Annotated in this window: 20 protein-coding genes; 16 read left to right on the forward strand and 4 right to left on the reverse strand. The window is 40.3% G+C overall.

Annotated features, from left to right (window positions below; genetic code table 11):
• Positions 1 to 4 precede the first annotated feature (4 nt).
• A complete protein-coding gene (locus PBAT_RS24190; RefSeq protein ID WP_068653208.1) occupies positions 5 to 4,633 on the forward strand; it encodes a fibronectin type III domain-containing protein in 4,629 nt (1,542 codons plus the stop codon).
• A gap of 210 nt (positions 4,634 to 4,843) precedes the next feature.
• On the opposite strand, the gene PBAT_RS24195 is transcribed toward PBAT_RS24190, so the two are convergent.
• Positions 4,844 to 5,503, reverse strand: coding sequence for a transmembrane-type terpene cyclase (locus PBAT_RS24195; protein WP_149466339.1), 660 nt, complete (start codon positions 5,501 to 5,503; stop codon positions 4,844 to 4,846).
• Positions 5,504 to 5,802: 299 nt separating this feature from the next.
• Between PBAT_RS24195 and PBAT_RS24200 the strand changes: the two genes are divergently transcribed.
• From PBAT_RS24200 to PBAT_RS24225, 6 genes are all read left to right on the forward strand, one after another.
• Positions 5,803 to 6,942 (forward strand): 5-methyltetrahydropteroyltriglutamate--homocysteine S-methyltransferase, encoded by a 1,140-nt coding sequence (locus PBAT_RS24200; RefSeq protein WP_068653210.1) that lies wholly within the window; start codon positions 5,803 to 5,805, stop codon positions 6,940 to 6,942.
• 379 nt (positions 6,943 to 7,321) lie between these two features.
• Positions 7,322 to 7,765, forward strand: coding sequence for a MarR family winged helix-turn-helix transcriptional regulator (locus tag PBAT_RS24205; protein WP_068653211.1), 444 nt, complete (start codon positions 7,322 to 7,324; stop codon positions 7,763 to 7,765).
• 51 nt (positions 7,766 to 7,816) lie between these two features.
• Positions 7,817 to 8,758: a ring-cleaving dioxygenase gene (locus PBAT_RS24210; RefSeq protein ID WP_068653212.1), complete on the forward strand. Its 942-nt coding sequence runs from the start codon at positions 7,817 to 7,819 to the stop codon at positions 8,756 to 8,758.
• A gap of 20 nt (positions 8,759 to 8,778) precedes the next feature.
• Positions 8,779 to 9,837: an LLM class flavin-dependent oxidoreductase gene (locus tag PBAT_RS24215; RefSeq protein ID WP_068653213.1), complete on the forward strand. Its 1,059-nt coding sequence runs from the start codon at positions 8,779 to 8,781 to the stop codon at positions 9,835 to 9,837.
• Between the two features lie 12 nt (positions 9,838 to 9,849).
• Positions 9,850 to 10,416, forward strand: a complete 567-nt coding sequence (locus PBAT_RS24220; RefSeq protein ID WP_068653214.1) for an NADPH-dependent FMN reductase — start codon at positions 9,850 to 9,852, stop codon at positions 10,414 to 10,416.
• Between the two features lie 120 nt (positions 10,417 to 10,536).
• A complete protein-coding gene (locus tag PBAT_RS24225) occupies positions 10,537 to 11,685 on the forward strand; it encodes a mannitol-1-phosphate 5-dehydrogenase (RefSeq protein WP_068653215.1) in 1,149 nt (382 codons plus the stop codon).
• 113 nt (positions 11,686 to 11,798) lie between these two features.
• Here PBAT_RS24225 and PBAT_RS24230 read toward each other — a convergent pair whose 3' ends face one another.
• Positions 11,799 to 13,034: a helix-turn-helix transcriptional regulator gene (locus PBAT_RS24230; protein ID WP_246168240.1), complete on the reverse strand. Its 1,236-nt coding sequence runs from the start codon at positions 13,032 to 13,034 to the stop codon at positions 11,799 to 11,801.
• A gap of 152 nt (positions 13,035 to 13,186) precedes the next feature.
• Here PBAT_RS24230 and PBAT_RS24235 point away from each other — a divergent pair, with 152 nt between their 5' ends.
• From PBAT_RS24235 to cdaS, 3 genes are all read left to right on the forward strand, one after another.
• A complete protein-coding gene (locus PBAT_RS24235) occupies positions 13,187 to 15,484 on the forward strand; it encodes a glycoside hydrolase family 2 protein (RefSeq protein ID WP_068653216.1) in 2,298 nt (765 codons plus the stop codon).
• Between the two features lie 31 nt (positions 15,485 to 15,515).
• Positions 15,516 to 16,928 carry an MFS transporter gene (locus PBAT_RS24240; RefSeq protein ID WP_068653217.1) on the forward strand — a complete coding sequence of 471 codons (1,413 nt, stop codon included), beginning with the start codon at positions 15,516 to 15,518 and terminating at the stop codon, positions 16,926 to 16,928.
• A gap of 282 nt (positions 16,929 to 17,210) precedes the next feature.
• The gene (gene cdaS / locus PBAT_RS24245) at positions 17,211 to 17,828 is read left to right on the forward strand and encodes a sporulation-specific diadenylate cyclase CdaS (RefSeq protein WP_068653218.1); all 618 of its coding nucleotides are present in this window, start codon (positions 17,211 to 17,213) and stop codon (positions 17,826 to 17,828) included.
• 91 nt (positions 17,829 to 17,919) lie between these two features.
• On the opposite strand, the gene PBAT_RS24250 is transcribed toward cdaS, so the two are convergent.
• A complete protein-coding gene (locus PBAT_RS24250) occupies positions 17,920 to 18,459 on the reverse strand; it encodes an NADPH-dependent FMN reductase (RefSeq protein WP_068581624.1) in 540 nt (179 codons plus the stop codon).
• Between the two features lie 335 nt (positions 18,460 to 18,794).
• Between PBAT_RS24250 and PBAT_RS24255 the strand changes: the two genes are divergently transcribed.
• Positions 18,795 to 20,351 carry an ABC-F family ATP-binding cassette domain-containing protein gene (locus PBAT_RS24255; protein ID WP_068653219.1) on the forward strand — a complete coding sequence of 519 codons (1,557 nt, stop codon included), beginning with the start codon at positions 18,795 to 18,797 and terminating at the stop codon, positions 20,349 to 20,351.
• Between the two features lie 69 nt (positions 20,352 to 20,420).
• Here PBAT_RS24255 and PBAT_RS24260 read toward each other — a convergent pair whose 3' ends face one another.
• On the reverse strand, positions 20,421 to 20,684 hold the full coding sequence (locus PBAT_RS24260) for an Hpt domain-containing protein (protein ID WP_068653220.1): 264 nt from the start codon (positions 20,682 to 20,684) through the stop codon (positions 20,421 to 20,423).
• A 55-nt stretch (positions 20,685 to 20,739) separates the two neighbouring features.
• Here PBAT_RS24260 and PBAT_RS24265 point away from each other — a divergent pair, with 55 nt between their 5' ends.
• From PBAT_RS24265 to PBAT_RS24285, 5 genes are all read left to right on the forward strand, one after another.
• The gene (locus tag PBAT_RS24265) at positions 20,740 to 21,051 is read left to right on the forward strand and encodes a hypothetical protein (protein ID WP_169810179.1); all 312 of its coding nucleotides are present in this window, start codon (positions 20,740 to 20,742) and stop codon (positions 21,049 to 21,051) included.
• Positions 21,052 to 21,823: 772 nt separating this feature from the next.
• Positions 21,824 to 22,561, forward strand: a complete 738-nt coding sequence (locus tag PBAT_RS24270; protein WP_068653222.1) for a hypothetical protein — start codon at positions 21,824 to 21,826, stop codon at positions 22,559 to 22,561.
• 12 nt (positions 22,562 to 22,573) lie between these two features.
• Positions 22,574 to 24,262: a vWA domain-containing protein gene (locus PBAT_RS24275; RefSeq protein WP_068653223.1), complete on the forward strand. Its 1,689-nt coding sequence runs from the start codon at positions 22,574 to 22,576 to the stop codon at positions 24,260 to 24,262.
• A gap of 22 nt (positions 24,263 to 24,284) precedes the next feature.
• Positions 24,285 to 25,424, forward strand: coding sequence for a toxic anion resistance protein (locus tag PBAT_RS24280; RefSeq protein WP_068653224.1), 1,140 nt, complete (start codon positions 24,285 to 24,287; stop codon positions 25,422 to 25,424).
• A 190-nt stretch (positions 25,425 to 25,614) separates the two neighbouring features.
• Positions 25,615 to 26,325 carry a DsbA family protein gene (locus PBAT_RS24285; protein ID WP_068653225.1) on the forward strand — a complete coding sequence of 237 codons (711 nt, stop codon included), beginning with the start codon at positions 25,615 to 25,617 and terminating at the stop codon, positions 26,323 to 26,325.

Here is a 26,325-nt window from a genome sequence, read left to right on the forward strand (position 1 = left end):
GCTAATGGTAACTAAAAAGAAATACGGAATTTTCAAGAGAACTTTGGTAATTGCTATTGTGAGTTCGCTGATACTATCTATGGTTCCGCTAAACTTTTCGATGGCTGCGTCTTCTGTAATAGTAGAAGAAAATCTTCTCAAGCACTCTACCTTTGAGGAAACGGATGTGAATCTATCGACAGGCCTACCGGCCGATAAATTCGGCAACTGGTATACTTACCAGGGTCCTGCAAAGGTTGAAGGCAATGCTCATGAAGGGAATTGGTCGGTGATGATGTCCACCGCTGGTCAGTCTCTTGAGCAGGATGTGAAAAACCTACAGCCAGGCTTGACCTATGAGTACGCTGTGTGGGTTAAAGCCAATGATGCAACCAAAGGTGCTTTGCGGTTAGGTGTTAAAAACCATGGCAGCAGTGAAGCTAGAGTTACAGCGACTAGCAATGATTGGAAGAGGTATTCACTGGAGTTCACTTCCAGCACTGGTCGTGTTCGTACTTATGCATGGCTTGAATCAAACACAGCAGGCAACAACTTTTATTTTGACGATGCAACATTGACACTCAAGAGCGACCTTAAACAGGTAGATGTTGTGAACGGGATGGCTACAGCGCAGTTTAAGGATAGCTTTACCGGTACTCCCGATCAGAATGTCTTCGAGGTCACTTATTCTTCTTCTCTGGATCCCAATACGATCTTACCAGTTACTATTACCAATTCTAGTTTTAACGCTAATAACAAAATCTTTACCATGAACTTTGCCTCGTTTGTGGCACAGCCCCAAGCACAAACTATAACGATGTATGTGACGTATAAGAAGGATAATACAAATCAGACTGTGACACTTGATTTCCCTATCGAAGCTTCGGGAGGGGAAGTGATCACGGCTAAGGTACAAACACTTGACTCCACAAATGGCACGATCACAGCTACGTTGAATCAGGCGCCTACCGTTGCTCCTGTAGCGTCTGACTTCGCTATTACTTACAATATTAACGGAGGTGTATACCAGAATCTGATTACCAGAGACTTTGTGTACGCTAAAAATTCGTTTAAATCAACCTTTAACTTTAATCAATTGCCGTCGGCTCCTACCGATCAGACTGTTATAGTAAAAGTCATCTATCAGGGGAAAGAAACGACAAGCAGTTTTATAATCGGTGTTGAGGACGGTGTGACCTATTATGTGGCGAACACTGGCTCCGACAGCAACAATGGACTAACTCCTGAGACTGCGATCCAAACGATTGAGAAGTTGAACACCATTACATTTAAACCAGGTGACCATATTTTATTTAAAAAGGGCGATGAATTTAAGGGTGCTTTGAAGCCTATTGGTTCTGGTACAGAAGGATATCCGATCGTAGTTGCTAGCTACGGTTCAGAAGGAGGGCTTAGACCGGTACTCAAGCCTAGCGATACGAATTGGTTGGCTCCGCTAATGAGCGCAGAATTTAATACAACCGCAACCGTAAATAACGGAATCTCATTCTACAACCAAGCCTATTGGGAAGTAAGAGACCTAGAGCTTTCCGGTCCTAATCATGTGCCTGACCAGAGTGTTTACCGTAGAGGGATCAACATCACTGGTGAAGACGCGGGCAACTTGAATCATTTCTACTTCGACAATCTGATTATTCACGGCTTCCACGGACCTAACAGTAACGCAGGCAAATCATCTGGAGGAATTCTGATGGAGGTGCTAGCCAAGCCGAATACACCAGCTTCAACACACATTCCAACCTCTATTAACGACATACGCATCACCAACAGCGAACTTTACGACCTTGGCCGCTCGGGCATAAATTTTGTGTCGGTGTGGGCAAGAAGAGCAGAGACTACCGATACAAAGTGGGGTCCTTATCCAAGCAACCATGCCCCAGTTAGAGCGGGCTACGCTTTTAAACCGTATGAAGACTTTTACCTAGCTAACAATCTGATTTATGACATTGATGGCGATGGAGCGATTGTGGATAACAACAAGAACGCTGTGGTTGAGAACAACTTGGTATACCGTACCACCAAAGCTGCACCTTATGCGGTGGGATTGTTTAACTGGAATTCCGATAATACCATATTCCAATTCAACGAGGTATACGACATCCTACCGGGCGGAGATGCGCAAGGCATTGAGATCGACGCACTCAACGACACGACGTATGTGCAGTATAATTATCTACATGATAACGCAGGCGGCACTTTTATGTGGTGTAATACGTCCGGTCTATACGGATTCAACGGAGTTTTCCGGTACAATATCAGCCAGAATGACAATACTGAACACGGTGTGATCGACTGGCGTGATGGATCTTTTGGCGCTCAGGCTTACAATAACACGATCTATATGAAAGAGGATGGTCGTAAGTTATTTATGTACGGCAGTGGCGGTAATTCCGACGCTAAGTTCTATAACAATATTTTTTACTATCCAGGGGATACACCATTTGAAGTGAATAATTTCAGTGAGAATAATATCGATTGGCAAAACAATTTGTTTTATAATTTTGTCAAAACACCTTCTAATGATAGCAGCGTGTTAACTGTAGACCCTATGTTCGTTGATCCTGGTAAAGGTGGTACTGGTGTCGGTCAGCCGATTGCTGCAACAAGTTTGGTCGGTTACAAGCTTAAACCCGGCTCTCCGGCCATGAATGCTGGAATACCAATTGCAAACAATGGTGGCAGAGACTATTTCAACAATCCGATCACAGGTATTCCTGACATCGGCGCATATGATTCTGGCACAATCTCTTTGAATGTCGGCTCTACTGTCTACAATGTAAATCAATTACTACAAACGATTACCATAGCCGACACCGAAACGCTTACGGTGGCAGCACTCCTGTCCAACCTCGTACATGATGATGGTATTGATGTGAAAGTGTACCGTGGGACTGCTGAGTTAATTGGAAGCGATGTGTTTAATACAAACGATACTTTGAAAGTCATAAAGGGTATCGAAGAATTGGTCTATACCATCTCGATCGTTCGTGACGCATCTTCTGATACCAAGGATATTCCTATTGATAAGCTAAGCGCTACTGCAGGTAGTTGGGAAGCCAATGGGGGAGCGTCCGAAGGTCCTGCAAATTTAGTGCTGGATAACAGATCGAATACGATCTGGCATTCTAAATGGGCCAGCGATTCTCGTGAAAATCTTTATATAACTCTTGCGCTTTCTGACGAGACTTATATGGTGGATGGCTTGCGATATCAGCCGCGTACGGGTGGTGGAACCAATGGTATTATCAAAAAATATAAGCTTCAGTACAGTAACAATGGTACGGATTTTATCGATATACCTGGTGGTACTGGAGATTGGAGCATTACGGGGTGGCAGAGCGTTCAATTCACTCCAGTAGCCGCGAAAGCAATACGATTGTATGCGGTTGATTCGATAAGCCAAGAAAATGGGAAATTATTCGCCACTGCTGCGGAGATTCGCCTTACTGGTTATGAAAAGTCAAGCGCGGACATCACGCCTCCTGCAGCACCTTCGGGTGTTATAGTTGATGAAGATAGTGTCACGCAGAATTCGGTAATCGTACGTTGGACGCCTCCAGTTGATGATGACGTAATTGGCTATAAAGTATACGTTAACGATGGAAAGACCGATGTAGTCATCGATGTTGGTAACTCCGATGTTACGTTCACGACGGTTCAAGGACTCAACTCAGGTATCCTGTATACGTTTAAGGTCACTGCCATTGACAAGGCGAGGAATGAGTCCGCGAAGAGCAGCCCAGCAAGCATTACTATCCCGGATATAACCACCCCGACCGCTCCATTGAATCTAGCGGTTTCCAATGTAGGAGAGACAACGGCGACTATTTCGTGGGAAGCTTCCACAGATAATGTGGGTGTAACAGGATATGAAGTGTATATAAACGATGTTCTGTTTAGTGCACTGACGGCGACGAGTCTTAACCTCACGGGCTTGACTGCTAATGCCAACAATAGTGTTAAAGTCAGAGCTATCAATGCAAATGGCATCAAATCAAGCTTTAGTAGTATTGTGGTAACAACCACTGTAGCGTCTGGAGAAACAGCGGGCGTACTTTCAGGCAAACAAGCAGTTCAATTGGACGAAGAATTTAGCGTAGTATTTGGATTAAAGAATGTAACTGAAGTTATATTTGGGCAAGATGTTACGTTTACGTATGACCCAAGTAAGCTAGAACTGACATCCGTTACTGCTACGAATGAGAACTTTAAAATAGTAAATAGCAACGATGACACAACAGGACAGCTTCGTGTTCTCTCTGCAGGGTTAGGAAGTGGTATTACTAATGATGATACCGTCACACTAACCTTTAGGGCTAAATCTATTATTGGTACACCTGGTACTGCTGTTCAAGCAGTAAATGGAACTATTGCGAATGAGCTAGGGAAGGAAACGACAGTTTTGGATGGAGTATTGAATATCATCATTACGGATCTTCCTGTTACAAATCCAGGGGATATCAACCAAGATGGTAAATATTCTATTGGCGACTTGGCACTTATGGCTGTTGGATATGGTAAGAAATCTACAGATGCTGATTGGGATAAATATCGCAATCTCGATGTAAACAATGATAATGAGATCAATATTGTAGACTTGGCATTTGTGGCATCCAAGATACTGGGTAATTAAGCCTTGTTCGTTGTAAAAGATACCTTGATGCAACGGCGTTATTGGAGGTAGGTTATTTAACAAATCCAGGGGAAGAGCAAAGGATGTGGACGGGCGATTTTCAAGATCGCGTCGCCACATCCTTTGTAGAAGGGATTAAAGAGTATCTATTAATTAACTGATCATTCGTAGAATGGGTTGGAATTACAACAAAGGTTGATCTGATATTTCTTATAGATCAACCTTTTTGATACTCCTATAGATAGGCGACCTATGAACGGTTGTAATTGATTTGTTAAGGATCATTAGAATATACACTACGTCTACTATTAATATGAGAATATACAATATCGTTAATAACAAGGATTGCGGGAAGAATGAATAGCTGAGAATGGAAGCGCATAGGGTTCCTATCATTTTGAACAAAGCGATGGATAGAGATTGACCTTGTAGATCTTTGGTAAGTATCATTTTTATGAAAAAGATAGACATGACTAGATTAATTCCAAAGGCAGAATAGAGAGACATCGTATCATTGAATTCGATTGCCATGCCATATTGCACTAGAAAACCTATGACAATTAAGGATAAGACAGCAAGATAAAGTGTCCGTTTGGGTAATGTTTTCGTGGAATAATAGAGAAATTGGAGCAAGATGATACAGTCTAATAGAAACCATACTAATGTTACAATTTGCTGTAGTGGATGAAACGGCAAAATGAAAGTCAATAGAAATTCCCATGAAATATTTAAACATATAGCGGCAAGGGGTACTCCGTAAGTTTGATTTTTAAACCCTTTATAAATAATGAGTACATAGGCAATAGTCCAGAATAGAGAAATCCCAAACATCAAAAGAAATTCTAATTTTTGCGGTAAAAGGTGCTCCATAATCATAAAGTGGAAATCACATCCTTTTCAATAGTAATGGGCTGATAAGCGTATTTAAAATAGCCTGTCTATGTATATGAAACAAGCAATCTTAATAGACCCTTTCCGCACAACGGGCGCTGGATGAAAAATACATATCATAAAAATTCTTGTGAAATAGTGGGTTATTTGTTTCATTATTCAAAAACCTAGCTATAGCTAGTAACTATAACCAGTCATAGCTTATTGGTAGATCGGTATAGTCAATCGGATATGTTATATTGATTTTATAACTATTTACGAGGAGACTAATCTAATCTATGAGCACTCAAACCGAACCTAAAAAGCGAACTGTTACTCCATTTAGATATGATATCGTTGGTAGCTTCCTGCGCCCTAGCGCGTTGAAAGATGCTAGATTAAAATTCAAGAGCGGCGAAATTACCGCAGAGCAGCTGAAGGAAGTAGAGAATGACGAAATCGTTACACTCGTTCAGAAACAAAAGGAGGTTGGTCTTCAAGCTGTAACCGACGGCGAATTCCGCCGCTCCTGGTGGCATCTGGATTTCTTCTGGGGATTTGACGGAGTAGAACGGACAATTATTGATCAAGGCTACCAATTTACCGGAGCGTCATCCAGACCCGAAACAGCCCAATTGACCGCAAAAATAAGTTACAATAGCCACCCTTTTGTTTCAGATTATTCATTCTTAAAAGAAGTTGCAGGTGAGGACGTCGTTGCACGTCAATCGATACCTGCGGCAGCGCAATTCCTGTTCGAGCTGGACCGGGCAGAAAATAAGGAAAGCACGAAGCTAATTTACCCGAATCGAGAAGAGCTTGTTTCGGATATTGCCAAAGCGTACAAAGCATCGATTCTTGCGTTCTATGCAGCGGGCTGCCGCAGCATCCAAATTGACGATTGTACGTGGGGCGCACTTTGCGACGAACAGTTTATAGCAATTATGAAGCAAGTCGGCGTAAATGTAGACGAATATGCCAACGAATTTGCGAAATTGAACGAGGAAGTTGTATCAGGTCTGCCGGACGATCTCGTTGTGACGACGCACGTATGCCGAGGTAATTATGTTTCGACTTACGCTGGAGTAGGTGGAGGTTATGAGCCTATTGTGCAAACACTTTTGAGCATCAATAACTACTCTGGCTACTATCTGGAGTTTGATACCGAACGAGCAGGAGATTTCAAGCCACTGCGCTTCCTGAAAGATAATCAGTTGGTCGTGCTTGGCCTGTTTTCTTCCAAATTTGGTGAGCTTGAAAGCAAGGAAGATATTCTGAAGCGTATCGAGGAAGCGAAGCAGTACGTCGATATAAACCGGATTTGCCTGAGCCCGCAATGCGGATTCGCTTCCACGGAAGAAGGCAATCACCTGACAGAGGAGCAGCAATGGCGTAAGATTGCGTATATTAAAGAAATTGCTGACGAGATTTGGAATTAATTAAAAGTCCAAAGTAGAAGAAAGTCCTTTAGCCGTATGGATGATCATCCGTACGGCTAAAGGACTTTTCTAATATAAAGCAATTACACCCAATTATTAAAAGAAGAGGATGTTTTCCTAGTGACTGGCCGGACAAATGAGTTGCTTGTTGAATCTAGCAAGAGGGCAATCTGAATAGTGAAAATACTTTTTCATTAATACAGAAATTTATTTAAATCGGAACCATTGGAAATTATTTGGAATTATAGGCTTGATTATCGTTGAGTTCGGTCTGAATTAGTTGCCATAGATCTATCTCTTCATAATCTTATTCCACTTGCTTTTTCTTCAATTGCGTAGTAAAGTGATATTGAGGTTAGCGATGGGGAGGGAAAACGACATGCGTAATAATACGATAGGCTCGTTAATCTGGTTGCGTTTAATGCGTTTTACGAACCAGAGTAACCAGATGTCGAATGATTTTCTGAAACGATTTGATTTAACGACTGCTCAATTTGATGTACTTATGCAAATAAGCGTTTACCAGCCGCTTACGCAAATGGAATTGGCTGAGAAGGTGACCGTTACGCAAGGAGGTATTTCGCGTATGCTCGTACGTCTAGAGAACGAAGGGTATATCGTTCGTAAGCAAGATTGGAAGACAAAAACGATTAGACTCACAGCGAAAGCGGAAGCTATTTTAGAACAAGCAATGCCAGAACAGTTAGCATTTCAAACATCATTCTTTGATGATGTATTAAACCATGAAGAACAAACAACGCTATACACATTGATGACACGTGTTCATAAACATAGCCAAAAGAAAGAATTACCACCTGAGTAATTTTTTTTACACAATCATTTGATTAGTCAAGTTATAAAAGGAGGAATTACAATGTATACCATTCCAGGACATCACCATATTTCGATGATCACAAAAAACGCTCAAATTAACAATCAATTTTATCGAAATATACTCGGACTACGCAGAGTCAAAAAAACGGTCAATCAAGACGCTCCTACCATGTATCACCTATTCTACGGAGATTTGACGGGTAGTGCGGGTACGGAACTATCATTCTTTGAAATACCCAATGTAGGAAGTACCGTTCGTGGTACGAATGCAATTACGCAAATCGGCTTACTTGTTCCGTCATTTGAAAGTCTAGTATTTTGGAAACAACGTTTTGAACAACTGGATGTAAATCATGGTGAAATTACAAGGTATGCTGGTCGAGATGCGTTGCATTTTGAAGATACAGAAGGTTTGAGAATGATCTTGATAAATAATAACGGTGAAGAGGTCCCAGAACAATGGTCAGCATGGGAAGAGTCTATTGTAGAGCAACAACATCGTATTATGGGTATGGGCACAGTTGAAATTACTGTAAAGCACTTAGATCGCTTAGGGAAGACATTAACAGACATGTTCGGTTATATAGAAGTATCCCGTTCTGATGATGAAGCCATCTATCAATCCATTGAAGGGAAATCATTTGGTGAGATTGTCATTAAACAGCAAGAAGGACCAAGTGAGAAACCGGGTAAAGGAAGTATTCATCATTTAGCTATTCGTGTTCAGAACGAAGAAGAGTTGCGCTATTGGGATGGAGTCGTTAAAGAACGTGGCTTCCACACTTCTGGAATTGTGGATCGTTATTACTTCCAAAGCTTATATTTCCGCGAATCAAACGGTATTTTATTTGAAATTGCTACAGATGGTCCAGGTTTCACCGCCGATTCAACAATCGAAGCCCTTGGAATGGGATTAGATTTACCACCATTCTTAGAAGAACGTCGAGCAGAAATAGAAGCAACATTAATCCCATTAGATTAAGACAAAAGGAGCGAGTACACATGGAGAAATATCGTATTGATACAAATAAAGGGCTAGAATTCGGCTTATATTCCATTGGAGATTATTTAGCTAATCCACATACAGGTACAATCATTAGTCCTGAACAACGTATTCGGGAATTAATAGAGGCAAGCAAGCTAGCGGATGAGGCTGGACTTGATGTGTTTGCTGTAGGTGAGAGTCATCAAGCACATTTCACAACACAAGCACATACGGTCATTCTAGGTGCCATTGCACAAGCCACCAATAACATTAAAATTGCTAGTTCTGCAACGGTGTTAAGTACATCTGATCCTGTTCGTGTGTATGAAGATTTCGCCACAATCGATTTAATCTCCAATGGACGTGCTGAGATTGTCGCTGGGCGAGGTTCACGTGTAGGAGCATATAGTCTTCTAGGGTATGATGTGCATGATTATGAAGAATTATTTGAAGAAAAGATAGAGCTTCTAATGAAGTTGAATAACGAGAAAAAGGTAACATGGGAAGGTCAATTTCGTGCACCGTTGAACAATGCTACTATCTTACCGCAACCACTCAATGGACATATGCCCATTTGGCGTGCAGTCGGTGGCCCACCTTCTAGTGCGATCAAGGCTGGATATGTAGGTGTACCTATGATGCTGACAACGCTTGGTGGTCCTGCTATCAATTTCAAGGGATCTGTTGATGCGTATCGTGAGACTGCGGCACAGCGTGGTTTTGATCCAGCAATGCTTCCAATTGCAACTACGAGCTTATTTTACACAGCAGCAAATTCACAAGATGCTCTTCGTGAGTACTATCCACATATTAATACAGGGATGCAGGCATTACGTGGCGGCGGTTATCCCAAACAACAATTTGCGCAGTCTACAGATTACCGTGATGCATTAATGATTGGTAGTCCTCAACAAATGATCGAAAAAATGCTCTATCAATATGAATTATATGGTCAACAGCGCTTTATGGCACAAATTGACTTTGGTGGCGTACCGTTCGACAAGATTGCGAAGAATATTGAGTTGATTGCAACAGAAATTATGCCTGCGATTAAGAAACATACAGCCAAGAAATAAGGAGTGAGTAGGATGAAGATTGTTGCGATTGCAGGTTCTATCGTAGGGTCGAAAACCAGAACAGCGATTGATTATACTTTGAGAATAGCTCGTGAAAAATACCCAGATGCTGAGATTACATTACTAGATCTTGCCGAATATAAAGTGGAGTTTAGTGATGGACGTAACTTTACGGATTATGAAGGTGATACAAAGGTTGTAACCGAAACGATCATGGCAGCAGATGCTATTATCATCGGTACGCCTACATTTCAAGCTTCGATTCCAGCAACATTGAAAAATATCTTTGATCTCTTACCGGTTAATGCTTTCCGAGATAAAGTAGTGAGTATGATCGTTACGGCAGGCACAGCGAAGCATTATATGATGGTGGAACAGCATCTGAAACCCATCTTAGCCTATATGAAGGCACATATTGTGCCAACCTATGTATTTATTGAGGAGAAAGATTTCCATCGAAAAGAGATCATCAACGATGACGTACTGTTTCGTATGGAGCGGTTAGTGGAAGATACCGTATTATTAGTAGAAGCCTATGCAGATATTCGTAAAGCGAAAGATATGGAATATGACTTTTAACTAACGATCCTCAATACTGAATTAAAAAAAATTAACAAACGGCGAGTTGAATCTACATAGTAGGTTCTATTAGCCGTTTGTTTTTTTGCAAATCTACGTATTAACTTTTTCCCCGTAATTATGAAAAAAGCAATTCAATTCGGGGCAGGGAACATCGGGCGTGGTTTTATCGGCGCCCTTCTCTCCCAAGCATCTTACCATGTCGTATTTGCAGATATTAATGAGCACATGATTAATGAGCTGAATGAGAAAAAAAGCTACCAGATCCATATTCTTGATCTGGAGCAAAGACAAGAAACAATCACTAACGTCTCTGGTGTACTCTCGAATGGTCAAGATATCATAAATGAATTGGCTGAAGCAGACTTCGTGACTACCGCCGTAGGTCCAAATGTTCTTAAGATCATCGCTTCTACGATCGCTAAAGGTATCGAAGCGCGAAGAGAAGCGGGTAGAGGGATTCTTAACATCGTCGCTTGTGAGAATATGGTTGGTGGAAGCAAGCACTTGGAAGAACAGGTATACACTCATCTATCTGAAGAAGGTAAATTGTATGCTAAGGACAATGTTGGTTTTGCTAACTGTTCAGTGGACCGAATTGTACCTCCTTATCAAGGTGATAACATCCTTGATGTTGGCGTTGAGTCCTTTTATGAGTGGATTGTTGAAGAACCTTCCCTTAAAGGTGAAGCGCCTCAGATTTCAGGAATGAAGCTAACGGATAATCTGCTTGCTTATGTACAGCGTAAACTGTTCACTTTGAATACCGGTCATGCAATTACTGCTTACCTTGGTTATCTAGATGGAATTGAAACGATTGAAGAAGCTATTAATAATGATTCCATCCGAAAAGTGGTTCGACAAGCTATGGAAGAAAGCGGCGATGCGCTCATCAAGAAGCATGGTTTTGACAAAGAAGAACATTACAAGTACATTGATAAAATTGAAAACCGTTTTAAGAATCCCTATATTCGCGATGAAGTAATTCGTGTAGGTCGGGAGCCTCTGCGAAAGTTGGGTCCAGCAGACCGCCTTGTGGGTCCAGCCAATATGGCCATTGACTATGGATTACCACATGAAGCGCTTCTAAAAGGTATTGCAGATGCATTCCATTATGATAACTCACAAGACCCACAATCCAAAGAATTACAAGGGCAAATTGCAGAAAAAGGCATTGAAGCAGTGATATCCTCCGTTACCGGATTTACTGAAGGTAGCGAAGATCATCGCATCATCTGTGAGCAATATGCGAAGACTTCCAAAGCGTAAATTTGGTACTCCAAACTTATTTTAAAGATACACCTTAATATATGCTTCTGCTTAAAGAGCCGCACTTCGATTAGAAGCTCGGCTCTTTATCTTTATGATCGCGTCATTGCTCCTCAGGTTTTTGCGGTTTTCACATACTGAGTTGGTGTGATCGACGTATACTTTTTAAACACGCGGGTGAAGTAATTAAGATCGTTGAAACCGACCATAAACGCAACTTCGGTAATGGAAATCATCCCTCTTTGCAAATAAAGCTTGGATTCTTCGATCCGCTTCTGATTGATATAATCCATCATCGTCATCCGAACCTCTTGTTTGAATTTGCGTGACAGATGAGAGGGGTTCACATGGATATTTGTCGCAATATGTTGTAGCGTCAAAGGCTTTTCCAAGTTCATATCAATATAATTCACTGCATTTTTGACAATAACGCTATACTTTCGGGTAGAGAATTCATGTACGGCATTACAATACTCTTGCATAATTACACTGTTTAACTTTTTGACGTTCGGCAAATTGGTAGCTCTTTCGATCGTTATTGAGAATCTCTCAGAAATCGTATCTAGGTAAACAGGATGTAAACCGCCTCTTTCTGCAGCAACTCTACACAATGTATTTAGCGTAATAAGCAAGTTTTTGGCCGAACGAAGAGGGCTTTCCGGAATTCGATCAGAAATATTAGAAAAGCTGTTCCCTTCTCTGAATATTTTAGCAAGCTTAACCTTATCCCCCTTCGCAATGGCGCTCATCAATTCCTTTTCAATTTCATATCTGAACTCGATTGTTGTTTTACTTTCCGCGATCTTTGTTTCCTGTTGTACCTTATCCAAAATGGGTTGAACAATTTCAGGCGTTACGAGCTGAGAATCAGTATGCGGATGTAGACATAAATTAACGATCAAGTCTCCCAGACTATTCGAATCATTACTGCTAATGACAGATAAAGAGCGATAAAACTCTTGAAGCTGCTTACGTTCACTGACCGGCAGGTTATTTCTCACAATAATATCACTAATGAAATCTGTATCCGGGATACTCGAAAGAAAGGGACCGGTGAGGACAAACCCACAATACGCCTGATTTCTCCTTACACCAACTGCGATATATTCTAGTCCAAACGTGTTTATATAGTAAAAGAATTTGTTCGGCTCCGCTGTCTGTAGGTCATCTTTGATCGATGGGTATACATAGTCTGATTGTTGCAGGGCGGCAGGCATGAAATGGTCCACTAATTGCAACATGAGGCGATCATGATGATCCACAAATCGTGTATCCATTCTCGTATACGTATGTAGCAATTGCACCGTTTTGTTGAAGTGACTCCAATTAAATTCTAGCTCATTCAGCACGGATCATCCTTTCCAATACTTTCAATAAAAAAGCAATATTTGTGCTAGTTTAATCAATATAATGCGATCTTGCAACTAAAATATCAAGTATGATTATTTTGTAATCGCTTACAAATATAAAAAATAACAATTAAGAAAGAAGGACACTACTCATGAGAAAGAAAATCCAGATGAATCATTTATGGAAGTTTAGCAAGCAAGCAGATATTAGCGCTATAGAAGAAACACATAATGATAGCAGTTGGGAAGCAATAACTCTTCCACACACTTGGAACGCCATCGATGGTGCCAATGGATTTGATTTCTATAAAGGTGCTTGCTGGTATCGCAAATCATTCGTACTCGATCCTATTGTGCAAGGAAATCGCGTATTTATAGAATTTGAGGGATCGAACAGTATTACGGATGTGTATGTCAATGGTCAGCATTTGGGACAACATCGCGGTGGATATTCTACATTCCGATTTGATATGACCGATGCCATCAAATTCGGCACAGCGAATACGTTGAGTGTTCAGGTCGATAACACGGTGGTCGATGATGTATATCCTCAGATGGCCGATTTCACGTTCTTTGGCGGAATCTACCGGAATGTTAACCTTATTATTGCGAATCCTCTTCATTTTGACTTGATGGATTATGGCTCCTCAGGTGTATATGTCATTCAAGACGATGTGAGTCATGAGAAGGCTACGCTTACAATTAAATCGAAGGTAACGAATGATGATGAAGCGGATAAAAAGGTTAGACTGTGGGCAGATATTCTTGATGGAGATGGTCGAACTGTTGCTTATGCAGCGCAAGAAGTGGTGCTACCAGCAGGGGAGACGCAAGAAGTTAATCTACCCGTTATTATTCAAAATCCAACGCTATGGAATGGGATGCAAAATGCCTATATGTATAAGGTGAATATATCTTTAATTAGCTTTAATGATACCATCGACCAACTCTCCATTCCATTTGGTATCCGCTTTTTTGAAGTGGATGCGGATAAAGGTTTCTTCTTAAACGGTGAGCATCTTGATCTCCATGGTGTGTCCCGACATCAAGATCGCAAAGATATGGGATGGGCGATTACGACCAAAGAACATGAAGAAGATATGGCCTTAATTAAAGAGGTTGGCGCCACATCGATTCGTCTGGCACATTATCAGCATGACCAGTACTTCTACGATCTATGTGATCAAGAAGGTATGGTGATATGGGCTGAAATTCCGTTTATTTCTGTGATGTCCAAGACCGAATTGGAAGGCATCAATGCCAAGCAGCAAATGATTGAATTGATCAGACAAAATTTCAACCATCCCTCCATTATCTTCTGGGGCATACAAAATGAAATTCAAATCGGTGGAGAGACGCCAGCACTTCGAAAGCTTGTTAGCGAATTGAATACGTTAACAAAGCAGGAAGACCCTACACGATTAACAACCATGGCAAACGTCATGTTCGTTGAAGATGATGACGACTATAACAAGGTGACGGATGTTATTGGCTATAACAAATATTATGGTTGGTACAATGGTAAAGCCGAAGATTTCGCAGATTGGATTGATGGTTTCCACCAAACGAACCCAACGGCGAAATTATGCATCTCCGAATACGGTGCAGAGGGCATTTTACAATATCACAACAATCAGCCTGCGGTTAAAGATTACACAGAAGAGTATCATGCACTTTACCATGAAATCGTGTGGAATATCTTTGCGAAGCGACCTTTCCTATGGGCAACCTATGTATGGAATATGTTTGATTTCGGTGCCAATATTCGTGATGAGGGCGGAGTGCTGGGCAGAAACAACAAAGGTTTAGTCACTTATGACCGCAAGATTAAGAAGGATGCCTTCTATTTGTATAAAGCGAATTGGTCCGATGAGAAGTTCGTACATATTACTAGCAAACGTTACATCGACCGAGTGGATGAGGCTATTCAGGTGAAAGTTTACGCAAATTGCGATAACGTTACCCTCTATGCGAATGGTGTAGAATTAGCGACTTCTAGTAGTGAAAATCATATCTTCACTTTTGAGAATGTAGCTTTACTAAAAGGCTTCAATGCTATCACAGCTGTCTCTCACCAAGATGGGCACACTTACGAGGATACGGCTCACTTCAATAAAGTAGCAGAAGCCAATCTAAGCTATATTGCCCCGGCAGACGAAGGCGGTGTCGTCAAGAACTGGTTCCAAGTTCCTGTTCTAGAAGATGTCAAGATTGAATCCCTTATCATTACAGACGATGTGTATTCCACTCGTTGTACGTTGGGTTCAATTATGGAGAATGACACAGCACGAACTGTACTTGAGAAGTATTTAGGGAACCTTTCCGAGAATCCAATGTTTGGAATGGCCAGTGGGATGAAAGTGGATACGCTCGCATCCATCGCACCTGATATTTTCAATGAAAAGCTCATTTATATCTTAAATAAAGAACTTACACAGATTGAAAAATGATGAAGTAGAAGTAGGAGTAGGAGGTTAGTATATGAAGCCTGTGACCAATTTTCAGTCTGCGCAACCAGAAGCTAGATCTAAGGAATTAAGAAAATTTGGGATGAAAGATAAAATAGGTTATTTGTTCGGGGATTTAGGAAACGACTTCTTTTTTCTTCTCGTTAGCTCATTCTTAATGGTTTATTACACAGATGTTTTTCATATCAGTGCTGCTTCTGTAGGAATTCTCTTCTTAGTTGCGCGAATTTGGGATGCGGTCGCAGATGTGACCTGGGGCAGATTCATTGATACGAGGAAGGCAAGTGCGCACGGGAAGTTCAAGCCATGGATTCTCAGAATGTCCTTCCCGCTCGTATTTTCTGGTATCTTAATGTTCGTGCAAATTCCCGGGATGTCCAACGGCTTCTATCTGGTCTATGCCTTCATCACCTATATTCTCTGGGGAACCTTGTACAGCACGGTCAATATACCTTACGGCTCCATGGCTTCTTCTATCACGAGTGATCCAGTTGAGCGTACGTCGTTATCTACTTTTAGAACGATGGGTGGGGTGATTGCGGGGTTACTTGTTAACGTCTTGGGACCATTGATTCTGTTCGTTGACAACAAAGCAGATGCCAATCACTTTATGATGGGAGGTATTCTGTTCGGAATCCTATCTCTCTCTAGTTATATAGCCTGTTACAAAATGTCAACAGAGCGTATTATCGCCCCTGATACGCAAGCAAACCAAACAATCTTTAAGCTGACCTTGAAAGGTTTGATAAGAAATAAACCGCTGATCTCCATCCTAATCATTTCACTCAGTTTCATGATGCTAACATTGCTTTCAGGTGCGGTTAACGTGTATTTGTACAAAGACTATTTTGGGAACGCTTCATTACTAAGTATCGTCGGACTTATTCACATTTCTGCAATGATTATTGCAATTTCGATAGCTAAGCCTTTGGTAGCTAGATTCGGTAAGAAGGAAGTTGCTGCTGTGGGCATGCTTCTAGCTGCGGTTGTACATTTGAGCTTAGCCTTCATTCCAGATTTAACAGCGATTCAATTCATTACTATCTCCACGATTGGTACCTTTGGAGTCGGCTTCTTCAATCTCGTGGTGTGGGCTTTTGTTACCGATGTCATCGATTACCATGAATTTATAACGGGTCTTCGAGAAGACGGGACAGTCTACTCCGTGTATTCCTTTGCACGAAAGTTGGGACAAGCGATTGCGGGTGGTATTGGGGGATTTGCGATTGCAGCCATTGGCTACAACTCGGTGAATATCGTTCAAAACGAAGAAACATTGAATGGCCTATATCGTTTAAGCACATTAGTGCCAGGCCTCGTGTATCTTATCATTTTTTCACTCTTGGTCTTTGTCTATCCGTTGAATAAACAACGTACATTACAGCTCTCCGCGGACTTGGCAGCTAAGCGTAACGAAAGAAACTAAGCATGAACAGATTGCCCTGCAAGTTGCACTTCTGATGAAGTGCAACTTGCAGGGTATTTGTGTTCCTCCGTTTTAGTGCATCTATTCGGTGAGTAGGCCAATGGACAAATCCGTCACGGAATCCGGGGACATAGTGCGTTTCTCACTCGCTTCCACAAACGTGTTCACTGTCTTCGGAATCGATAACTTATTACATTTGATGTATAGAACAAAAGGGTGGTAAGCAAAATAGAAGTAGTATTCTTTTTAAACAAGATATAAACATTTAAGGGAGGTGAAGGAATGGATGATATACAATGTGACTTCTCTCCAATGCAAGTTGAAGTAAAGAATAGACTCCTACAATTAAGCTTATCCATCGATGCATTAATACTGGGATTAGAACACGAAGCTGGTAATTGTTTGTTGAACGAGTTTCATAATATGAAGGAACAATTTGTAGATACGGAATCCCTTGCCTCAACCTTTTATTTGAAATGTTATCTAGCCCCGTATACAGATAGATATGATGAGTTATCTCAAGCGATTACTCACTTATCACAACGGCGTCATGGAGCTCTTATTGTAGTAGAAAGATCAGAACCCATCGATAAGTTTATTACTCCAGGTGTAATGATCTCCGCGAGGTTGACGCATTCGTTGCTAGAATCCATATTCACACCTGGTGGTCCGCTACATGATGGTGCAGTCTTAATACAAGGCGACAAAATTATTTCTGCAGCAAACGTATTGCCTTTGACTCAGAGGAAGACTGAACAGAAGAAGCTAGGAACTAGACATCGAGCAGGACTTGGATTATCTGAAATATGCGATGCGCTTGTCATTATAGTATCGGAAGAAACAGGACAAGCATCGTTTAGTTTGAAAGGGAATCTATACCCGTTTTCTCCCATCTGGTGATGTACATATAATTTTCAAGTTATGTAGAGGATAGAAGTATTTTTTGAAATGAAAAAACACCTCTTAAATAAAGAGGTGTTGGAAGTTGATATTAGCGTAATGTTTTCAATGCACCGCTCCATGCAAGCACTTGGTCAAGCATACCGTTCACATTTGTAAGATGCATATCCGCTGGTTTGAACACAGTTCCGTTCTCAAAATCAGTGAATAGGGACAATGCTGGGTGTACACGAACATCCGCTACGGACAATTCACCCAAGATTCCACGAAGATGCTCAGCTGCACGAGCGCCACCTACAGAACCATAACTTACGATACCAGCTGCTTTATTGTTCCAAGCATCACGTGCATAATCAAGTGCATTCTTCAATGATGCTGTTATGCTGTGGTTGTATTCTGAAACGATAAATACGAAACCATCTAAGCTAGCAAGCTTTGTATTCCATGCTGTTGCTTGTTCTGTAGCATCCGCTTCCCCCAATAGTGGAAGCTTGAAGTCCGCGATATCTACGATTTCATAGTTCGCATCACCACGTTGATCAGCGACACGTTTTACCCATTCTCCGACTTGTGGACTTACACGACCTTGACGAGTACTTCCCAGAATAATTCCGATATTTAATTTTGACATTGTTATTTCCTCCTCAGTAGTTGTTTTACCAAATATATTTCCCCAAAAACCCATGAAACACACCACCTATAAAATAAGTAATAAAAATATTCATAAAAAGGATACTCTAGGATGTCCTTATTTATAGTATCTTGTATTTAAGACAATAATACCGAATTCAATGTATATTGTCAAGTAACTTTATTATAGTTAGTAAATGTCGAATTGTGTAGATTATAGATTATATACACTGATGCACCCAAAACCAATATGAACAAAAAAAGTTTCTCCATTGAGTTTTTGCTTAATCATGCTTATAATAATACGAGAAAAATATATGAAAAAGGTGTCTATACATGAGCATATTAAATGTTGAAGGATTAAGTCATGGCTTTGGAGATCGTGCCATCTTCAAGGACGTTGCATTCCGTCTTCTCAAAGGCGAGCACATCGGTTTATTCGGCGCAAACGGCGAAGGTAAATCCACTTTTATGAATATTGTCACAGGTAAGTTACAGCCCGATGAGGGTAAGGTTGAATGGTCCAAGCGGGTGCGTGTCGGTTATCTTGATCAGCATGCTGTTCTAACGAAAGGGCTAACGATTCAAGATGTACTACGTAGTGCATTCCAATACTTGTTCGACCTTGAGCAAGAAATGAATGATATGTATGGCAAGATGGGTGATGTAACACCTGAAGAACTAGAGAAGTTACTTGAAGAAGTCGGTACAATCCAAGATACGCTAACGAGTCAAGATTTCTATCTGATCGATGCGAAAGTACAAGAGACAGCACGTGGACTTGGGATCACTGACATTGGATTAGATCGTGACGTGAACGACCTTAGTGGAGGACAACGCACCAAAATTTTACTTGCGAAGTTGCTACTAGAGAAACCAGATATTTTGCTCCTGGATGAGCCGACGAACTATTTGGATGAACAACATATTGAGTGGTTAAGACGTTATCTGCAAGAGTATGAGAATGCTTTTATTCTGATCTCACATGATATGCCATTCCTAAATAGTGTCATCAACTTGATTTATCATATGGAAAATCAAAAGCTGACTCGTTATGTTGGTGATTATGAACAATTCCAGCAGGTTTATGAAATGAGAAAAACGCAGCTTGAATCTGCTTTTAACCGTCAACAACAAGAAATTTCAGAACTGAAAGACTTCGTTGCTCGTAACAAAGCGAGTGTGGCTACCCGTAATATGGCGATGTCCAGACAAAAGAAACTCGACAAGATGGATGTCATCGAGCTTTCAAAGGACAAACCGAAGCCGCAATTTAATTTCAAGGATGGCAAAACAGCCGGGAAAGTTATCTTTGAAGCTAAAGGTCTTGTTATCGGTTACGAGGAACCTTTATCTCGTCCATTGGATCTACTGATGGAACGTGGACAAAAGATTGCACTTGTCGGTGCGAATGGGATCGGGAAAACGACCTTGTTACGCAGTATTCTCGGCGAGATTCCTGCATTATCTGGTTCAATAGAACTTGGTTATAACCAGGAGATTGGTTATTTTGAGCAAGAGATGAAAGAAGGCAATTATAATACCTGTATCGAGGAAATATGGGAGACGTTCCCGTCTCTTTCACAATATGAAGTACGTGCTGCCCTTGCGAAATGTGGGTTAACCACGAAGCATATTGAGAGTAAGATTGCTGTTCTGAGTGGTGGAGAAAAAGCTAAAGTACGTCTATGTAAACTCATTAATACGGAGACGAATATACTTGTATTAGATGAGCCTACGAACCATTTGGATATTGATGCGAAGGAAGAACTTAAGCGTGCTCTTAAAGCATACAAGGGAACGATCCTGATGATATCTCACGAACCTGAATTCTATCAGGATATTGCAACAGATATCTGGAATTGTGAGTCTTGGACAACGAAAGTGTTTTAATTAATATAAATAAGCCGATGGAAGCTAACAATCATGTTAGCACCCATTGGCTTATTTTAATTTTCTAAGTTAGACTTCTTCACCTAACTGTTGTTTTAAATAATATTTGGTCTTTTCGAAAACATCATGAAGGGTTGTAATCACGGTTTCTATTTCTTGTGCATGTGTCATTTCTAGTTCCAGTCGACTGCATAGATGGGCAAGTTGCGTTGCCCCGACATTCAGGCTGAATCCTTTTAACATGTGAATGGTCTCAGAAAGTGTAGTTATATCCTTGTCCTTCCATAATTGAATGATTTGCTTGATAGATGCCGTAGCTTCCGTATCAAACATCTGGTAAGTGAATGATAATTACTCCGTGACATTCCATTCAGCAAGCAATGATTTTATGATGGTCTCTAATAAGGATAGCCGACGATGGAAAATAGAATTAGCTACTGATACATTAAAAGAATTAAATTCGAACTTATTAAATAAGACGAATCTTGTGAATATCGACCCGATTTCATCCGTTGATGTACATGATAATATGCTGACTACGAAAAGATTGATGTGGTTCGGAAATGTACATCTCAACTCTCTTGCGGTATTAGTAACAACCTATCAATTTGAAGTTCATAAGTGGGTAATACAAGACTATGATTTAGAAGCTATTGATGAAGGTACGATCATTATAGAAGTCGAGGATACAACGAAATAGAATTTAATACTACCTCAAGAATTCACTCCATTCAGTAATACGACTTAAGAACTAGCAGCCCTTGAACAGTTAAGCGTAGGGGCTTTTTCTCTGCGCACCTAAATAAAATGACTAATCAGTTACTCTACACGGAGGGAAATCCAAATAAATAACATATACATCACAATAGGAATTGAAATACCGATTATAAGAGCTACATAAAGCCAAGGTGATCTTACTAGTGACGTTAATTCATTCCACAAATCGGTTTGTTTTTGTTTGACGTCTTCGTACTTTCTACTTTGTTGTAGTCTAATCACAATACGCACTTCCCTTCAGCATATAAAACACCATTTATTTATAAAAGTTGCATATATTGTTATATTCAATTTTAAATATGGAAATTTAATACGGAGATATTAATGCCTACTTGAATCCAACTTTTATTTCATTAATCCATTATTGTAGCGAAATTATGACATGTGGTAAAATTTTCATGATATAGTGTCATTATGTGATTTAAGGGAATAGCGGAACAATTAAGAACGAATACCCATCAGACTAGAAATGAAATCTTCAGCGTTGTCACCTTTTAAGCTAAATAACGTAAATAGAAAGACACTGGGTATATATCACTGATAACAAGGAACACACGCTATTTATTATACCTTTATCAACATGTCATTTATCTGATCTTAAAGGAGTTGATTATTGGTCTCGAATGAACTGATTTATATTGTCTTCACTTATTTACAATCAACGTATTCCTAAAGGAGCTAGAGGAGGTACACGTATGACGGTCACAAAATACATAAAGCTACTAGGAATGATTGTTGGTGTGGTGGCAGTGAATATCATAGTGCTTTCACCCGGATTGTTAGGGATAGAGATAGGCGGATCTGCTCTCACTACAGCATTTGGAGTAACTCTATTGTTCGCAAGTGCACTGGTGTTGATTTATGGGAGTTATGTCATATTGTTTAAGCAGCCTGTTGTTATTCCTGTCAAACATATCAGAACGCATGAGGACTATGTGGAGGCTTTGAATCAGTACCGACGGGTTAAAGCACTAGGAAATGATATTACGCTCGCCTTGGGGCAGTTGGACCGAATAGTTAAGAAGAAAGACACCTTATTCAATGTTCTTAATCAGAGGTTTGAAGCAACGGAGTTAAGTTACAAAAAATTTGCCTCTGTCGTGCAAGAGGTAGAGAAGCTGTTCTACCTTAATGTTAGAAGTATCCTGAATAGGCTCAATGTATTTGATGAGTCGGAGTTCGAAAGTGTCATGAATAATAAATCAACATCTTTCTCTCAGGAACTTCTTCAAGAAAAGACAAACGTGTACAAAGAGTATTTGTCATTCATGAAAAGTTCAATAGCTAGTAATGAGGAAATCTTGTTGAAGCTAGATAAATTGCTGTTAGAAATATCTCGCTTAGATAGTTTTGAGCCCGGAGATATTGAGAATATGCCTTGTATGCAGGAAATTGATTCCTTGATCAAACAGACCAAATATTATAAACAGTAAGGGGTGGAAAGCATGACAAAGAAGAGTAAATTTTTCCTAATTTCAGGTTTTCTTGTGGTGTTAGTATTTGCACTTGTATATTTTGGGATAAACCTGACTTCAGATTTAGGTAAAACAAAAACACAAGTATCATCAGAAGATGCAGCGAAACAATTAAGCAAATTGTACTCTAATATTTCGGTTAAGACGGAGACGCCGGTTAAAGGTCAGATCGATCTTAACCCTGCTGATGTTGCTGAGTCTTTGCCAGATATCTCTAAGTTCCCTATAACCGTAGAGAACACGAACGATCATTTTGTGGAAATCTTCTCTTCTCCTGAAAAAGGGGGTACGGGAATCGATGGTTGGTTGACTGAGGTAGCGACCGAGTTCAATAAAGCAAATATCTCCGTAAATGGCAAACCTGCTTCAGTTAAGATTCGAAATATTGCTTCCGGTACAGCTGTAGATTATATTAAATCCGGCAAATATATACCAGATGCATACACACCCTCTAATGAGCTATGGGGTGAAATGGTCAAGGCAAATGGTGTTAAGACTGAACTTATAACGAAGAGAATCGTGGGGAATGTTCCTGGTATTGTCATAGCAAAGGCTAAACACGATGCACTAGTAGATAAATACGGTTCAGTGAATGTCAAAACAGTAACTGAAGCGATTGCAAATAATGAGTTCTCTATGGGTTATACTGACCCGTTCGCTAGTTCTACAGGGTTGAATTTTCTTGTAACAGCGCTTAATACGTTCGATAGCACTAATATTTTAGGAGATAAAGCTGTTCAAGGATTTGAGAAGTTTCAGGCCAATGTGCCGTTCATTGCATCTACAACGATACAAATGCGTGATGCAGCGAAGTCTGGAATGCTTGATGGATTTGTTTTGGAATACCAGACCTATATTAATGCTGCAGATTTGAAGGACAGTTATGTGTTCACTCCTTTTGGTGTTAGACATGACAGTCCGTTATATGCATTAGGTGATGTTCCTCAAGATAAGTTAGACATTATTAAGAAATTTGCTGAGTTCGTTGAACAAGCAGAATATCAGAACTTGGCGAAGGACAAAGGCTTCAATAATCTCGATTCATATAAGTCAGAAGTTGCAGTCGTCGATGGTAGTCTTCTATCTTCTGCACAGAAGTTATGGAAAGAAAAGAAGAATGGAAGTAAACCAATTTCTGCCGTATTCGTAACCGATGTCTCCGGAAGTATGGCTGGTGAACCTCTTAATCGCTTGAAAGAGTCCCTATTGAAAGGTCAGAAATATCTAGGGAAAGATAATAGCATCGGTCTTGTCTCCTATTCAAGTGATGTAACCATTAATCTCCCTATTGCCAAATACGACACGAACCAACAGTCCATGTTTGTTGGTACAGTTAACAACCTTCAAGCCAGTGGAGGTACAGCTACTTTTGATGGAATCGTCGTCGCTTTGAAAATGCTTCAAGATCAGATAGCACTTAACCCTAATATGAAGCCTATTATCTTTGTCTTAAGTGATGGCGAGACGAATGAGGGTAACTCACTTGATGATATTAAAGGATTAATTGAGACCTACAAAGTTCCAATTTACACAATCGGATATAATGCCAATATTAAGGCACTTCAACGTATCTCAAGTATTAATGAAGCGGCTAGCATTAATGCAGATACAGATGATGTTGTCTACAAGATCGGAAACTTGTTTAACGTTCAAATGTAACTTAAATTAGGGGAGGGTTCACATGTCATTCACGATGGAATTACCCAGTCAAGAAGAGATCAAAGTTGCGATCGAAGAGCAGGTTAAGCCCGTTCCGGCTGAAGTGGCACAGCTTAAAGAGGTAGCAGACAATAATGTCGCGACAATCATGGCACTGGATTTCGAATCGCTTGAGAAACGTAAAGAAATACTTCAATCCATTGACAGTTTCGGTATGAATACAATGAAATCATCTTCAGATAAAAATACGTTGCTTCAGGTTTCAGTAGGAAATCTCTCGAAAACGGGAGACGAGGGAGGTCAGGTTGCCAAAGGTCTGTCTGAACTGCATACACAACTGAAAGATTTAGACCCAAGCGCAATCGACTTTGCTAAAAGAGGATTCCTCGGCAAGCTGTTTAATCCGCTACGGGCATACTTTCTCAAATATCAAAAAGCCGATGTTGTGATTGCAGATATTGTTGTCTCATTAGATAAGGGTAAGTCCACCCTCAAGAATGACAACACCACACTAGAGATCGAACAACAGATGCTGCGAGATCTGACTAAAAAGCTTCAGAAAGAAATTCAACTGGGGATGTTAATGGACGAATCTATTGAGTCACAGATTGAAGCTGCCAAGCTTCGTAATGAAGATCCTGACAAAATCCGTTTTATCACCGAAGAAGTACTGTTCCCTCTACGACAGAGAGTGATGGACCTGCAACAGATGTTGGTAGTCAACCAACAGGGGATTATGGCAATCGAAGTCGTCATTAGGAATAACAAAGAATTGATTCGTGGCGTAGATCGGGCTAAGAATGTTACGATTTCGGCGTTGAAGATTTCCGTTACCGTTGCTAGTGCTCTATATAATCAGAAGATTGTCCTAAAAAAGATAGAGCTATTGAACCAAACGACGAACGATCTGATCTCCAGTACGTCCAGAATGTTGAAGAATCAAGGCGTCGAAATCCAAAAGCAATCGCTTGAAGCTAGTATTTCAGTAGACACCATGAAAGAAGCATTTACAGATGTATTGTCCGCTCTGGATTCTATTAGTACTTACAAGCAAGAAGCTCTGCCTAGAATGCGTGAAACGATCAATCAGTTCAGGGAATTGGCTGATGGTGGAGAGAAGCAAATTCTGCGGTTGGAAAAGGGTCATAAGTTAGGCCTATAAGATTATTTCATAGAACGGTTGATCATATCTTATGATTGACCGTTTTTTAACATTAGATCCATACCAATATTATAATGAGCGTTTGAATGTAATCGGAGTATATGTTATTTTTAATTTATTATAACTATTAAAATGAAAGGTGACGTTAAATTTTAGAAGGATCGATAGCATTGTAAAGGGGTTAAGGCAAATGGTCAAACATAATAAAAAACCTGTACATAGTAGTAATAAAGCTAAACCACTTGTTCTAATTACACTTGTTGTTATAACTTTAATCGTTGCATTGTTTATTATCACAACAAAACAAGAGGAGAAAGCAAAAGAACCTGCTCAGTTCAGTAAGCAACCCTCGCTTCTCAATCAACCCACATTAGGGAATGACGATGCATCGGTGAGCGTGATTGAATTCGGTGATTATAAATGTCCTTCTTGTAAATCTTGGAGTGAACGCATTTACCCTCAATTGATGAAGGACTATATAGATACGGGTAAGATCAAATTTGCTTACATTAATGTTTTATTTCATGGGGAGGAATCCCAATTAGCGTCTCTTGCTGCCGAATCTGTGTTTGCACAAGATCCCCAAGCATTTTGGACCTATCATAAGGCTCTCTACGCTGCACAACCAGCTCAGGCAAACCATGATGAATCATGGATAACTCAGGAATCCGTGTTGGATATGGCCAAAACAAATATTCCACAAATTGATCTAATCAAGCTAGAGGAAGATATTAAAGCTAGTAAAGCCTTACCTGAAATTAATATCGACTCTGCATTAGTTGAACAATATAATGTTCAACTTACACCAACAATTATGATCAACGGAATCGTATTGGATGATCCTTTTGACTATAACAAGATTAAGGAATTGATTGATCAAGAATTAGAAGACAATAAATAA

It is taken from the genome of Paenibacillus antarcticus (genome assembly GCF_001637225.1).
GTDB lineage: Bacteria > Bacillota > Bacilli > Paenibacillales > Paenibacillaceae > Paenibacillus_AQ > Paenibacillus_AQ antarcticus.

Coding starts and splice junctions, on each gene's coding strand:
- PBAT_RS24270 (WP_068653222.1), top strand. CDS start 21,824: ATGACGGTCACAAAATACATAAAGCTACTAGGAATGATTGTTGGTGTG.
- PBAT_RS24225 (WP_068653215.1), top strand. CDS start 10,537: ATGAAAAAAGCAATTCAATTCGGGGCAGGGAACATCGGGCGTGGTTTT.
- PBAT_RS24235 (WP_068653216.1), top strand. CDS start 13,187: ATGAGAAAGAAAATCCAGATGAATCATTTATGGAAGTTTAGCAAGCAA.
- PBAT_RS24285 (WP_068653225.1), top strand. CDS start 25,615: ATGGTCAAACATAATAAAAAACCTGTACATAGTAGTAATAAAGCTAAA.
- PBAT_RS24210 (WP_068653212.1), top strand. CDS start 7,817: ATGTATACCATTCCAGGACATCACCATATTTCGATGATCACAAAAAAC.
- PBAT_RS24260 (WP_068653220.1), bottom strand. CDS start 20,684: ATGTTTGATACGGAAGCTACGGCATCTATCAAGCAAATCATTCAATTA.
- cdaS (WP_068653218.1), top strand. CDS start 17,211: ATGGATGATATACAATGTGACTTCTCTCCAATGCAAGTTGAAGTAAAG.
- PBAT_RS24240 (WP_068653217.1), top strand. CDS start 15,516: ATGAAGCCTGTGACCAATTTTCAGTCTGCGCAACCAGAAGCTAGATCT.
- PBAT_RS24220 (WP_068653214.1), top strand. CDS start 9,850: ATGAAGATTGTTGCGATTGCAGGTTCTATCGTAGGGTCGAAAACCAGA.
- PBAT_RS24250 (WP_068581624.1), bottom strand. CDS start 18,459: ATGTCAAAATTAAATATCGGAATTATTCTGGGAAGTACTCGTCAAGGT.
- PBAT_RS24200 (WP_068653210.1), top strand. CDS start 5,803: ATGAGCACTCAAACCGAACCTAAAAAGCGAACTGTTACTCCATTTAGA.
- PBAT_RS24195 (WP_149466339.1), bottom strand. CDS start 5,503: ATGGAGCACCTTTTACCGCAAAAATTAGAATTTCTTTTGATGTTTGGG.
- PBAT_RS24190 (WP_068653208.1), top strand. CDS start 5: ATGGTAACTAAAAAGAAATACGGAATTTTCAAGAGAACTTTGGTAATT.
- PBAT_RS24275 (WP_068653223.1), top strand. CDS start 22,574: ATGACAAAGAAGAGTAAATTTTTCCTAATTTCAGGTTTTCTTGTGGTG.
- PBAT_RS24255 (WP_068653219.1), top strand. CDS start 18,795: ATGAGCATATTAAATGTTGAAGGATTAAGTCATGGCTTTGGAGATCGT.
- PBAT_RS24265 (WP_169810179.1), top strand. CDS start 20,740: ATGATGGTCTCTAATAAGGATAGCCGACGATGGAAAATAGAATTAGCT.
- PBAT_RS24205 (WP_068653211.1), top strand. CDS start 7,322: ATGCGTAATAATACGATAGGCTCGTTAATCTGGTTGCGTTTAATGCGT.
- PBAT_RS24215 (WP_068653213.1), top strand. CDS start 8,779: ATGGAGAAATATCGTATTGATACAAATAAAGGGCTAGAATTCGGCTTA.
- PBAT_RS24280 (WP_068653224.1), top strand. CDS start 24,285: ATGTCATTCACGATGGAATTACCCAGTCAAGAAGAGATCAAAGTTGCG.